Source organism: Marinobacter zhanjiangensis (assembly GCF_014651935.1).
Lineage (GTDB): Bacteria > Pseudomonadota > Gammaproteobacteria > Pseudomonadales > Oleiphilaceae > Marinobacter > Marinobacter zhanjiangensis.
In genome coordinates this window covers 218,448-230,920 of record NZ_BMXV01000006.1, presented here as the reverse complement: position 1 = coordinate 230,920, position 12,473 = coordinate 218,448, and the positions used below count along the sequence as shown (strand labels likewise).

Here is a 12,473-nt window from a genome sequence, read left to right as displayed (position 1 = left end):
CCGGTTTATTGTCCATAATGAGCTACCGCTCTAATTAATAAGCTTGGTAACTGACGCTGCCACGAACCAACTGAATCGCCGGCCCTGTCAGGTCAGATTGGGTGCCACTTTGGGAGAACACATGAAAAAGCAACTGCTATGCGGCCTGATCAGTCTTTTATCGGCGCAGGCCGCGCTGGGTATGGACCTGGTGGAAAGCTACGAACAGGCTATTTCCTACGATTCCGGGATCGCCGCGGCCAGGGCCTCTCTGGAAGCCCAGGAAGCCAGCGCGGATGTCACCCGAAGCGCACTGTTGCCACAGATAGGCGCCTATGGAAACGCCAACCACTACGATGTTGACGGCCCCAGCCAGGGCAACTCGTACCAGAGCTTCGGTTACGGCGTGCAGCTTTCACAGCCTCTGTTCCAGGCTGATGCCTGGTTTGCCTACGATGCCTCCAAACTTCAGACCGAAGCCGCAAGGGCGGAGTACAATCTGGCCCAGCAGCAACTGATTCTGGATGTGGCAGAAGCCTACTTTAACGTCCTGCGAGCGGCGGATAACCTGACCACAGCCAGGGCCACCGAAAATGCGATCGAGCGACAATACGGACAGGCGCAGGAACGTTTCGACGTGGGATTGATTGCCATCACCGAAGTCTATGAAGCCCGGGCCAGCTTCGACGACAGCAGCAGCCGCCGCATTGCGGCCGAGAGCGACCTGGACATTGCGCGTGAAAGGCTTGCCCGCATGACCGGGGAGTATCCCGGTGAACTGGAGAACCTGGAACAGGATTTCCCCCTGATGCGACCCCAGCCGATGGACCCCCAGGAATGGGAAGCCACAGCCGTGGAGCAGAACTGGCAGATTGAAACCGCCATCCGCGAACTGCAGGCCAGCAAGGCCAATCTGAAGGAAGCCAAGGCTGGCCACTATCCCACGGTGGAACTGACCGCATCCCTGGGCCGGCAACGACTCGACAACGTTGAGGTAAGCACCCCCACCGGTCTCAGTGGTGGCCAGCAGGATGGCACCACCACCGAGGGCGTCATCGGTGTCAGCATCAATGTTCCGCTTTACGCGGGCGGCGGCATCCAGGCGGGTGTCCGGCAGCAACGATCCGTGGTGGATGTGCAAGACCACAACCTGTCCACCACCCGCCGGGATGTGCGGGTGAACACCCGCAGCGTGTTCCGGACCGTGAACACCAACATTGAAACCGCATCCGCGCTCGAGCAGACCATCGTGTCCCGCCGTAGCGCCCTGGATGCCACACTGGCAGGCTATGACGTGGGCACCCGCAACATTGTTGAGGTGCTGGACGCACAGCGGGCCTATTACGTGGCGCTCAGGGACTACGCCAATGCCCGATATGACTACGTGGTCAACTCCCTGCGTCTGAAACAGTCAGCTGGCATCCTGAGTCCTCAGGACATCGTCGAACTGAACAAGTGGCTCAGTGCGAACGCCCCGGGCATCGAGGCTCTGGCTACGGAAGATGAGACCCTGGACGACCCTACCCGGTAAGAGGTCAGGCATCCTCAGTCGGCCCCAGTCGGCTGAGAATGCCATTGACCACGCGGTCCAGAGCACCGCGATTGGCCTCGACAACCGCCAGTGCTGACCGGCCAGTCTCCTCAGCCTGCTCCGGATTGCTCAACAACCGGGCCACCTGCTCCGCCAGATCGCGTTCATCCTCTACCCGCACCAGACCCTCTCCCTTGTCCAGTTGCCTGAATACCGTCTCGAAATTGAACACATGGGAACCTGTTACTACCGGGATGCCCCACGCCGCCGGCTCCAGGGGATTGTGGCCGCCCCGTTCGATCAGCGAGCCACCTACAAACGCCATGTCCGCCGCACCGTACATCACCAGCAACTCCCCCATGGTGTCACCAAGGTACACCTGCGCAGGTCCTACCGGCTGACCAGCGGAACGACGCACACAGGAAAGCCCCCGGCTGCCCGTCAATGCCGCGACGGTATCGAACCGGTCCGGATGCCGCGGCACCAGAATCAGCAAGGCCTCTGGCAGCTGCTCCAATACCCTGGCATGGGCAGCCAGAAGCTTTTCGTCCTCGCCGTCATGGGTACTGGCCGCGATCCATACCGGCCGCTGCCCGAAGCTATCGCGCAAAGCCGAAGCGCGATCACGCACCTCGTCAGTGATTTCCACATCGAACTTGATGCTCCCAGTCACTGAGACGGAATCGCCACCAACTCCGAGTTCCCGGAACCTCGCGGCGTCATCCCCGGCCTGGGCCGCGATCCAGTCCATCCGGCCCAGCAAAGAGCGCGTCCAGCCACCAATGCGTTGGTATCCCCGGGCGGAGCGCTCCGACAGTCGGGCATTGACAAGGAAGATGGGGCAATGCCCGCGACTGGTCTCGACAATCATGTTGGGCCAGAGCTCGGTTTCCATGATAACCAGAGCACGAGGCCTGACCCGGCGCAGGAACCGGCGTACCGAGCCGGGCGTGTCAAAGGGCGAATAAGCGTAGAGCACCCGATCACCAAACAGGCTCCGGGCCTGCGCTGCTCCTGTGGCAGTCATGGCGGTCATCAGCACCGGCACGTCCGGGCGCCGCCCCAGCAGGGCTTTCACCAGCGGTGCAGCGGCGATGGTCTCGCCCACCGACACCGCGTGCACCCAGATGACCGGCTCCGATGTGGGTGCCGCCAACCCCAGGCGTTGCTGCCAGCCCTGGCTGTCGCCACCGTTGCGACGCGTCTGCCACCAGAGGTACAACAGCGCGAACGGCAACGCCAGCCGGTAACATAGCGAGTAGATAAAATGCAGCATGGAGGCTCCGTCATCAGGTGGCACGGCCATTCTAGCGAATAGCGTCGATAGTGCCACCGGGAGAGTACCCCTGATCGCACGCGACACTGACAGTGCCGGACAAGCCCTGTAAACTTTCTTACCTGATTCCTTTCAACGACCTGACGGAAACATCGGCAAAGTGAAGCGCGAGCATCGCAACAAGACACGGGACCTGAACTACACCCACTACCTGCATCCCCGCTGGTGGCCCACCTGGCTGGGCCTCGGCATCATGTGGCTGATTGCCCACCTGCCCCTTCGCTGGCAATGGGGTATCGGCAAGCTGGCCGGCGAGTTGGCCTGGCGACTGGTGCCGCGACGGCGCCACATTACCGAGGTCAATATCGGCCTGTGCTTCCCGGAGCTGTCACCGGAAGAACAGCAGGCGCTGGTGCGCAAGTCATTCCGGGCCAACGGTATCGGCATGATGGAGATAGGCCTTGGCTGGTTCCGGGATATGGCCGATCTCTCGGACATCACCACCGTGCACGGCCTGGACCACCTCGACAGGGCCCTGGAGGGTGGCAAGGGTGTACTGCTGGTGGGCGGCCACTACAGCACCCTGGAAATGGGCGGCAGCCTGGCCACGGAGGTAATGGAAGCCGACGTCATGCAACGGGACCACAATAACCCGCTGATGAATGCCGTCATGACCCGGTCCAGGGAAAGTCGGTACGGCGCCGTGCTCGACGCCAAGGATCTGCGCGGCCTGCTCAAGCGGCTCAAGATGAACCGCGCCGTCTGGTACGCCACCGACCAGGACTATGGACGCAAGGGTATCGTGTTCGCGCCCTTCTTCGGCATTCCCACTGGCACCATTACCGCCACTTCCCGCATTGCCGAACGCAGTGGTTGTGCGGTGATGCCGTTCAGCCACTTCCGCCGGGAGGACCGTCCGGGCTATGACATCTACTTCCACCCTGCACTGGAAGGCTTCCCCAGTGGCGACGAGTTGGCCGATGCCACCCGTGTGAACAAGACCATCGAACAGGAAATCCGCCGGCATCCCGACCAGTACCTGTGGATGCACCGACGCTTCAAGACCCGCCCCAACCCGGATGATCCGGATCTTTACGGCAAGCAGGGCAAGCGCCGGCGCCGGAGTAAACGCCGCGACTGAATTGGACAGGGGTCGGCAACCGGCCCCACTTGCCCACCCGCACCTTTGGTGATAGCTTCCCTTCAGCCCGCTCTTGCAACAGGAAACCCCGTTTCTATGGCGCTCACCAGGACCTCGCTCGCCGTGCTCGCGCTACGGATCGCCGGCAAACTGTCCCTCCGCATGGCCCAGCGCATCGGCCGGGTTATTGGTACCCTGAGCTGGTGGTTTCCTTCCCGCTCAAAAGCGGTAACCATGGCCAACATCAACCTGTGCTTCCCCGAAATGCCAGAGGAGCAGCGCCAACGTCTGATCCGCTCCAGCCTGCGGCACACCGGCCAGACCTTTACCGAAATTCCTCTGATGTGGGAGTGGCCGGTGGAAAAATGCCTGGGCCTGATCCGGGAGGTTGAAGGCCTGGATCTGATCGATGAGGCCCTGGCATCAGGCAGGGGCGTCGTCCTGCTGGCCCCGCACCTTGGAAACTGGGAGCTGGTCGGTGTCTATTTTTCCTCCCGTTACCAGATGGCCGCCCTTTATAGCCCACCTCACCTGCCGGAGTTCGAGGAATATATGATCCGTGTTCGCGAGCGGGCCGGCTCCACCCTGGTCAGGGGCGACCGCCGGGGCCTCGCCCGAATGGTCGGTATCCTCAAGGGCGGCGGCATTGCCGGTATCCTGCCGGACCAGAGCCCCGACAAGAATAGCGGCTACGCCTACGGTCCTTTCTTCGGCATCAACGTTCGTACCATGACCCTGGCCCCCAAACTGATTGCCAAATCGGGCGCCGCATCAGTTATCGCGTTTGCCGAACGGCTCAAGGATGGCGAGGGCTTCCGCATTGTCATCCGCCCCACCGAACCGGACATCGACGACAAGAACCCGGTCACGGCCGTGACCGCTCTCAACAAGTCGGTGGAACAGTGCGTGCGGGAGATCCCCGAGCAATATCAGTGGGAATACAAGCGCTTTCGTCACCGCACACCCGGGGAGATCAACCCTTATAACCCCGCCAAACGGTGCAAATAGTGTCCCAGCAATATCCCTGACAGGCAGCCCGGGGCCCGACCATGTATAATCTGGATCTGTTTCACATTTCTGAGCCTGTTCACGATTTATGCCCGTAAACGACAAAGCACCCAATGCGATTGGCGTGGTCATCACCACCTACAACTCTCCGGTCTGGCTTGGCAAGGTCCTGACCGGGTATGAGAACCAGTCGGACAATGACTTCCGGGTGATCGTGGCCGACGACGGATCCACCGACGAAACGCGTCAACTGATCGACCGCTTTCGTGAACGGGGCATCCTCACCATCGACCACGTATGGCATGAAGATGAAGGCTTCCGTAAGTGCCAGATCCTCAACAAGGCCATCCGCGAGACAGACTGCGATTACCTGATCTTTACCGATGGCGACTGCATCCCGGAGCCGGATTTTATCGCCACCCACCGTCGCCTGGCGGAGCCCAGACACTTCCTGTCCGGCGGCTATATCAAGCTCACCATGGCAGTGTCGGAAAGCATCTCCGACGACGACATCCGCAGCGGCGTCATCTTCGACCCGCAGTGGCTGGTGGAACACGGCCAGCCAAAGAATCACAAGCTCTGGAAACTGTCGCCGTCAAACAACTTTCGCAAACTGCTCAACGCCGTGACCCCGGCTGCAGCCAGCTGGAATGGCATGAACAGCTCCACCTGGACCCGCGACCTGATCGCCGTCAACGGCTTCAACGAGGACATGCAGTACGGCGGCCTGGACCGGGAACTGGGCGAACGCCTGTGGAACTACGGCCTCAAGTCCAAACAGATCCGCTACAGCACCGTTTGCCTGCACCTGGATCACGCCCGGGGTTACTCGAAGCCGGAAATCTGGGAGAAGAACCGGGCTATCCGCAAGGCCGTGAAGGCGAACCGTACCTTCCGGGCGGAGAACGGCATCGAGAAGTCCCGTTCCGATGCCTGAAAACCGCTCTGCCAATCAGCCCATGAGAACCCTCGTCGTCATCCATAGCCTGAAGATGGGCGGCATGGAGCGAGTAGCTGTTAATCTGGCGGATGCCTTCGCCGAACAGGGCCACGACAGCCACCTGCTCAGTTGCCGGAACCAGCCTAACGACCTGCAACCGGCGGACAGCCGGGTTACCCTGCATCACTGGGACCAGCTCCAGCAGTTGATGAAGTCGGTAGTGGGCATTCCCGTGTTCCTGCTGTCGCGGCTTGTTCTGGGCGTAATCCTGCCCCGGTCCCACTTCATCTGGGTGGGCTGGCTGCAGGGCTGGTTACTCAAGCGTCACATCCGCAAGCTCGAGCGTCAGCATGGTCGCTTCGACCGCATCATCTTTCGGGGCCTGGGTACCTTCAAGTATTTCTGGTCGTTCCGGGATGACCGCTGCATCTATGTTTTGGAAAATGTCATCCATTACGACCGCCCCCTGTGGCAGAAGCGCCGGGAGTGGAAACTGGTATTTGAAGGTCGCCACCTGGCCTGTGTTTCGTCCGGCGTTCAGGAATCCGCCGAAGAGGCGTTTGCGCTCGGAAACATCACACCCAGGAGCCTGCGGGTTATCACCAACCCCTGCCCCATGGAGCAGATCCAGGCTATGGCACAAGAGAATGATCCGGATATCCCGGCATCGCCCTATATCGTCAACGTCGCCCGGCTGGTGCCCCAGAAGGGGCACGCCCTGCTGCTGGAGGCCTTCGCAAAGGCCGACATATCGCACCAGCTGGTGATTGTCGGCGAAGGACCCTTACGCCAGGAACTTGAAAGAAAAACCAAAGAGCTGGGTATTGCCGAGCGGGTGATGTTCGCCGGCAAGCGGCGCAACCCCTATCCCTGGATGCAGCGGGCCGACCTGTTTGTGCTGGCGTCTGAGTATGAGGGACTGGGGATTGTGCTGACCGAGGCGCTGGCCTGTGGCACGCCGATCCTGTCCACCGACAGCCGGGGCGGCGTCCGGTTTGTATTCCGTGGCGAACTGGAGCAGTTCCTGACGCCTGCTAGCGTGGATGGACTGGCAGCTGGTCTGGAATCCACGGTAGCGCGGCTACCGATCACGGTGCAGGAGGAATGGCTGGCGCCATTCCGCAGTGATGTAGTGACCGCAGCATTCCTGTCAGAACCTGAAGTTGAAACCCCATGAACCAACACGCGCCCACTCCCCTGAACGTCCTGGTTGCAGGCATCTACTGGTCCGGCTCCGGTGCCGTGGTGGACTACCTGAAGGGGCACCCCGAGTGTCGGGTGCCCAAGGGCGAGTTTACCGATTTCAAGCGTCAGGGCCGGCTTGGCACCATGCTGGAATCAGACACCGCAGCCCAGGCCGTGAAACTGGCCCGCCGGACCTGGCTGGAGACGGCCCTCGGCAAGTTGCCGGCGGCCTGGTGGAAACAGCGTGGCACCCCCGATCCCGCCAGCCTGTCCCTGAAGGACCAGGTATTCCATCAACAACTGAAGCTGAAATACCTGGAACAGTACCGCCAACAACTGGCACGCTCAGGTCAGCCAAGTGACGTGACAGCCTGGAATGAATGGCTACAGGCCGTGGGTCAGCATATCACCGGAAACCGAAAAGCCGTTGTCTGGAACCAGCCCATCTGGATAGGCAAGCATGAGCACACCTGGCCAGGTGTTTTCGAGCCTTACCGGCTGATTGTGGTCCACCGGGACCCGGAAGACCAGTTTGCGGAGGTGGTTCGACAAGGCAAGATCGGCAAGCGCAAATCCGACCCGGCCTTTGACGACACCGAAACCGATGACGTGGCCTATGTCCTCAACGGCATTGCCAACAAGTTAGAAGCCCTGCTGGAGCTACACCGGATACTGCCACAAGGACGCCTTCTGAACGTCAGCTTCGAGGCTTTCGTGGAAGATCACGACAGCCAGGCCGACCGGCTATGCCGGTTCCTGGGCATGGAGCCGGAACAGATGGCAGGGGCCCCCTTCAAGCCCCAGGAGTCCGCCCGGAATATCGGCATCGGCCAGACGGAGGCCATCCAGCAGACCCTCAAAGGCTACCGCCCCTTGGTGGACCGCCTGCGGCAGCTACGGGCTAACCTGCCAGAATAGCTGGCTCAGGATGTTTCCAGCCGGCAGTAGGCATCCAGGTCGCCCGAGGCCGCCATGGCTTCATAGGCTTCCAGTTCGTCCGCCGTGTCCACTTCCAGCCAGCCGTTATCCACCAGGCAAGCCTTTACCGGCCAGCCGGCGTCGATCATGCCCTGGATCAGGCTGGTCATATACATGTTGTCAAAATCCTTGCCGTCATAGGTGGCAGACCGGTCCAGGCCGTCAAAAAACGCCTTGAACCGCGAAACCTGGTCGCCCCGGATCTTGATCAGCCCCATATACTGCGCCTCGACATCATCATAACTGCTGGGCTTGCGCCCCAGTTCCGTGACGTAGCCCTGACCGTCCATACGGAAGGTTTCCGCATCGTCCAGTGGCTCATCCATACGCAGCTGCCAGAGCCGCTTCCATTCACGATCGGCGGCCAGGCAGACCGGGGCATCACAGTCGACCACAGCCTGCAGCACCCGCGCCTCGTAGACAATATCGCCATAACTGATCAACAGGTCTTCGCCATCCACCATTTTGTCTCGGGCAGCGAACAGGGTCAGCACCATATTGGTCTGGTCGAACCGCGGATTTATCGCCAGAGCACCGTGCTGTGGGTCCAGGTCAGCTGCGCGGTAACCACCGATAACCGTGATGTTCTCTTCCACGCCGCAACGAGCCATGGTGGCCAGCTGGTGGTGGAGCAATGGCCTACCTGCCAGTGCAACCATGCACTTCGGGCGGTCATTGGTATACGGGCGAAGCCGGGTACCCTGCCCTGCTGCCAGAATCAGTGTTTGCATAATCTCTCTCTGAATACTCGGTGAACAATTGTCCGGTCCGGCTCGCAGAACGGTGCTTCCCGCTCCGGGTGCCACATGATCCCGGCCCAGGGCAGTGACTTGTGTATAAATGCTTCCACATAGCCGTCGTCGCTGTGTAACTGGGCCACCAGCGATTCCGCCAGTCCGGCAGACGGGATGCCCCAGTCATGAAAGCTGTTCACGTCGCGGAAGGCCTCGAGTCCCGGTTCGGTCGGACGTCCATTGAGCTGGTGTCGCACGGCGGTATGGCCGGTGACTGGTTCCAGCGCGCCACCCAGCCAGTGGTTCATCATCTGCATCCCACGGCAGACGCCAAGGACAGGCATCTGCCTCTCGCTCGCCGCGGTCAGCAACGCCGTTTCTGTCTGATCCCTTTCCGGTGCCACGTTGCTGGCCCCCGGTAACCCGGCAATATCATTGCCTCCGGTCAGCAGCAGTCCGTCCACCTCGAGCGCTTCCAGCCAGTCAACCGGGGAATCAAGGTTATTGGGCACTGGCAGCATCGAGAAACCGAGACTCTCCAGAAATGTCGCCCATTGCTGATCAAGGCAATCCCGTCGTTCACCGTGAGAAGCTACCACTTCAACCCGTTGGGTGATTGCAAGTCGCATCAGCGAATAATCTCCAGTCGCTTGTTGGCAGGATCCAGCTCCAGTACCGACGCCCCCGAGAGACGCGCATACGTCGCTTCACCAACCCCGATAGCCGCCGGCAAGCCAAATTCTGCAGCACGGATGGCCATGTGCGAGTTGGCGCCACCGTACATTGTGACCAACCCGGCGATACCGTGACCGAACAGCCAGTCATATCCCGGATCTGCCTGGGGAATCAGTACAATACGTCCAGCCAGAGATTGCTCGCCCTCTAACGACCCTGCCTGACCGAGGTCTACACAATCAGCCTGAACGCGGGCATTGCCGATGTAGTTGGCGTGACTATCGGCATACAGGAAGCCCTGGAAGTCGTCCGGGCAGACCAGCAGCGGGGGCAGCTCCACCAGCGATGCAACCCGTTCCGCTTCGTGGCCTTCTTCAGCCTGTTGCCGCAGCCACTGCCCCACATCCGATACGCCCAGGTTTCCGGCCCGAAGCGCCTCCAGACCTTCCAGCGGAATCCGGGCCATCTGGTCCCGATCAATACCATGGGCCATCCCCACTTCCGCCAGGCAATCCAGTGCCAGGGAGAGGTGGCGGGTGAACTCGAACTTTGCCAGCTCACGTCCCTCAATGGCACCTCGCAGAAAGGCCTCAACCGGCTCCGGCTGATCCGGCAGACCGGCATCCGCCAGCGCGGCCTGAAACGCCCCCCGATCCGCCAACCATTGCTCAATTCCGGAAGACTCCTCAGGCTGATGGGCGCTGTCGACAACGGGACGAAGGTATCGCTCCGGCTCCTCGGCATAGCTGGGAGACGTAATATCATAAGTGCCCGGTCGCAAGTGCCCGTACTCTTCCACGAATGACGGGAACGATTTTTCACCCTGACGAACCAGCAGGGCATCGTCCGTGAAACGGTGGGATACAGTCCGGATTGTCTGCAGGAATGCATCAACTGCCTGCTGGGACAACACACCCCGGGAAACGGCCGAGCGCAGCAGAGTAACGGCGACAAAGGCGCTGCGAGCCAGATGAGAGAATGTACAGGTTCCATAGCGCCGACATTCCTCCAGCAAAACCATCGCCTTATCCAGCGGTGCCATCCGTTGTTCGCGGATCACTCCGAAGCGCTGCCGCAGTTTGGTCAGCGCCTGCAGATCCGATGGCGTTCGCTGAAAAGCACCGGCGGTGATGGATCGGAGTCCATCCGACAGCTGAGTCACTTCGCTGGCCGTGAAACCTCCTCCGTTCTCCAGGCGATCACGCCACTGATCAAAGTCCAGGCTGAAACACGTAGGCACCACTTCGAACTCGACTTTATCGTGAAGATGCGGGTGTCGTTGTAGCCAGGACAGATAAAAGTCCACCAATCGCCCAGCGAGATCGTCATCAAGAGTGGCTGGAATGAACGAATTGAAACTGGCCCGGATATCGATATAGGGGTGGCCCGCAAACTGGGTCAGCAACGGTTGCGGGCGCACATCCCGGTATCCGTATTCGGCCCGCTGACGCGCCCATACATCATCCAGAATCAGGTACCGGTAGAGGCTTGCAGCAAGCCGGCCGGGGCGGGTGCCAATAATCTCAGCCGGGTTCCAGTCCGGCATGACCCCGAACAATGCCTTGCTGCCAACCACAAAAGGCCCGGGCGACTGCAACTGCCCGAACCTTGCTGACGCCTGATCAAGCGCTTCTTTTGCCGCATCAGCACTGTCCAGTTCATGCTGCACGGCAATAGGGCGCACCTGCAGTATGTGAAGAACCGCGCCCTCGGATATCGCAAACTCGATATCCAGCGAGTCGAAATCCAGCAGGGACTCCACCTCCTTCAGTGCCGGTATCAGCCCTTTAAGATTGTCGGGGATGCAATAGTGGTCAGCAGCGGCATCCCGGTGCAAATACAGGGTTTTGTGCTCGCGGCTCGAGCCACTGGTGATGGATTCAGTACTCCGGGTCGTATCGTCGTAGTTGACGACATAGTAGGGTGCGCCGGTCGCCAGCACGCGGGTAAAGGCAACACCGCTGGCGACAACATTCTGCAGCATTGGCTGCACCAGGACCTGATTTTCTGGATGGCCATCCGGATAGGACGCGATAACTTCATCAATAGCCCCCATCAGTGTTTCTCTGGAAGCACGCTCCACGTTCAGAAGACTGGTGTAGGCTCCCGCGTTGGATACTCCGAAACCGTCCTCCGACAAGGCACTACTGCGCACTACCAGACGACTCGAACGACTCAGGCGCCGGTCAATGTCAGACAAAATCGACGACGGTTCATCGGACCAGGCGGCAACGGTAAAACTGACCTGGTCTTCGATCCGGCTATGGGTCACCATGCCCTGCAACCGGTGCAGAGTCTGGGCCTTGGTGCCCAGGATGAAGCGTGTCAGGTCACTGGGATCATTCAGTTCGGCCCAGTCACCAGCCACATCCACGGCTTCTACCGTGAAGCCGCGCACCCTGAGATGCTCGATGAACCCCGACAGACTCTCTGAGCGAATAATCTCAGGAATATCGTGACGCCGGTTTTCAATGTAATCCGCAACTGTCTGAGACAGCTTCACCAGCCCGACAAACTCGGCGTCCGCCAGCTCCGTCGGGATATCCCGCCCCAGCCTGGTGACCATTTCCCCATGGAAATTCGCCTTCTCACATCGGGCGAGATCTTCATCGGCACGTTCGACGCGATGCCTCCAACGGCTATCCACCAACAGTGCGATATCGGCGGAACTTTCTGAAAGTGCCTGTACGGAGGAGCGGCGAAACAGGATATCTGCGAACGAAACATAATTAGGCGCCCGCACATTCAAAGAGGCCTCGAGTAACGACGCGGCAGCGCCAGTTGTTTCCCAGTTCGGATTCACCACATAATGAAGATGGGGATACTGCTCCGCCACTTCATTCAGCTGATAACCGCCGACGAAATGCACCTCCGGCGAGACGTCACTCATGGCGTGAAGCAGCCAGTCCAGTACCCGACGATGACCATTGGTCCCCCGCAAGACACTGTGCTGCTCGCCGCGGTAAGGTTTGCCTGCGCCCAGGATGATCAATCGGCTATCGGCAGATTCCGTAGTGGTTTCCAAA

General features: G+C 60.3%; 10 protein-coding genes. 6 read left to right on the top strand and 4 right to left on the bottom strand.

All coding sequences use genetic code 11. From position 1 onward, the window contains the following. Positions 1-121: 121 nt before the first annotated feature. Positions 122-1,510 (top strand): TolC family outer membrane protein, encoded by a 1,389-nt coding sequence (locus IE079_RS14090; RefSeq protein WP_189577420.1) that lies wholly within the window; start codon positions 122-124, stop codon positions 1,508-1,510. Between the two features lie 4 nt (positions 1,511-1,514). Here IE079_RS14090 and waaA read toward each other — a convergent pair whose 3' ends face one another. Continuing rightward, positions 1,515-2,786 carry a lipid IV(A) 3-deoxy-D-manno-octulosonic acid transferase gene (gene waaA / locus IE079_RS14085; RefSeq protein ID WP_189577419.1) on the bottom strand — a complete coding sequence of 424 codons (1,272 nt, stop codon included), beginning with the start codon at positions 2,784-2,786 and terminating at the stop codon, positions 1,515-1,517. A gap of 160 nt (positions 2,787-2,946) precedes the next feature. On the opposite strand from waaA, the gene lpxL reads away from it, so the two are divergent. The 5 genes from lpxL to IE079_RS14060 all read left to right on the top strand — a co-directional run bounded on the left by lpxL (position 2,947) and on the right by IE079_RS14060 (position 7,978). Beyond that, on the top strand, positions 2,947-3,927 hold the full coding sequence (lpxL, locus tag IE079_RS14080) for an LpxL/LpxP family Kdo(2)-lipid IV(A) lauroyl/palmitoleoyl acyltransferase (protein WP_189577418.1): 981 nt from the start codon (positions 2,947-2,949) through the stop codon (positions 3,925-3,927). A 96-nt stretch (positions 3,928-4,023) separates the two neighbouring features. Continuing rightward, a complete protein-coding gene (locus IE079_RS14075) occupies positions 4,024-4,935 on the top strand; it encodes a lysophospholipid acyltransferase family protein (protein ID WP_189577417.1) in 912 nt (303 codons plus the stop codon). An 88-nt stretch (positions 4,936-5,023) separates the two neighbouring features. Beyond that, the gene (locus IE079_RS14070) at positions 5,024-5,872 is read left to right on the top strand and encodes a glycosyltransferase family 2 protein (protein ID WP_189577416.1); all 849 of its coding nucleotides are present in this window, start codon (positions 5,024-5,026) and stop codon (positions 5,870-5,872) included. Beyond that, positions 5,865-7,052 carry a glycosyltransferase gene (locus IE079_RS14065; RefSeq protein ID WP_227712510.1) on the top strand — a complete coding sequence of 396 codons (1,188 nt, stop codon included), beginning with the start codon at positions 5,865-5,867 and terminating at the stop codon, positions 7,050-7,052. Before IE079_RS14070 ends, IE079_RS14065 begins: the two co-directional genes overlap by 8 nt. Continuing rightward, the gene (locus tag IE079_RS14060; protein WP_189577415.1) at positions 7,049-7,978 is read left to right on the top strand and encodes a sulfotransferase; all 930 of its coding nucleotides are present in this window, start codon (positions 7,049-7,051) and stop codon (positions 7,976-7,978) included. Before IE079_RS14065 ends, IE079_RS14060 begins: the two co-directional genes overlap by 4 nt. 5 nt (positions 7,979-7,983) lie before the next feature. On the opposite strand, the gene IE079_RS14055 is transcribed toward IE079_RS14060, so the two are convergent. The 3 genes from IE079_RS14055 to IE079_RS14045 are packed head-to-tail and all read right to left on the bottom strand — an operon-like array spanning position 7,984 to position 12,472. Beyond that, positions 7,984-8,769, bottom strand: coding sequence for a phosphocholine cytidylyltransferase family protein (locus IE079_RS14055; protein ID WP_189577414.1), 786 nt, complete (start codon positions 8,767-8,769; stop codon positions 7,984-7,986). Continuing rightward, the gene (locus IE079_RS14050; RefSeq protein WP_189577413.1) at positions 8,757-9,401 is read right to left on the bottom strand and encodes a gamma-glutamyl-gamma-aminobutyrate hydrolase family protein; all 645 of its coding nucleotides are present in this window, start codon (positions 9,399-9,401) and stop codon (positions 8,757-8,759) included. Before IE079_RS14050 ends, IE079_RS14055 begins: the two co-directional genes overlap by 13 nt. Further along, positions 9,401-12,472 carry a PEP/pyruvate-binding domain-containing protein gene (locus IE079_RS14045; protein WP_189577412.1) on the bottom strand — a complete coding sequence of 1,024 codons (3,072 nt, stop codon included), beginning with the start codon at positions 12,470-12,472 and terminating at the stop codon, positions 9,401-9,403. The genes IE079_RS14050 and IE079_RS14045 overlap by 1 nt, the downstream gene beginning before the upstream one ends. Position 12,473 lies beyond the last annotated feature (1 nt).

Bases quoted from the DNA above. Each gene is read 5' to 3' on its own strand.
- IE079_RS14070 (WP_189577416.1), top strand. From the start codon at position 5,024: ATGCCCGTAAACGACAAAGCACCCAATGCGATTGGCGTGGTCATCACC.
- waaA (WP_189577419.1), bottom strand. From the start codon at position 2,786: ATGCTGCATTTTATCTACTCGCTATGTTACCGGCTGGCGTTGCCGTTC.
- IE079_RS14090 (WP_189577420.1), top strand. From the start codon at position 122: ATGAAAAAGCAACTGCTATGCGGCCTGATCAGTCTTTTATCGGCGCAG.
- IE079_RS14055 (WP_189577414.1), bottom strand. From the start codon at position 8,769: ATGCAAACACTGATTCTGGCAGCAGGGCAGGGTACCCGGCTTCGCCCG.
- IE079_RS14050 (WP_189577413.1), bottom strand. From the start codon at position 9,401: ATGCGACTTGCAATCACCCAACGGGTTGAAGTGGTAGCTTCTCACGGT.
- IE079_RS14060 (WP_189577415.1), top strand. From the start codon at position 7,049: ATGAACCAACACGCGCCCACTCCCCTGAACGTCCTGGTTGCAGGCATC.
- IE079_RS14065 (WP_227712510.1), top strand. From the start codon at position 5,865: ATGCCTGAAAACCGCTCTGCCAATCAGCCCATGAGAACCCTCGTCGTC.
- IE079_RS14075 (WP_189577417.1), top strand. From the start codon at position 4,024: ATGGCGCTCACCAGGACCTCGCTCGCCGTGCTCGCGCTACGGATCGCC.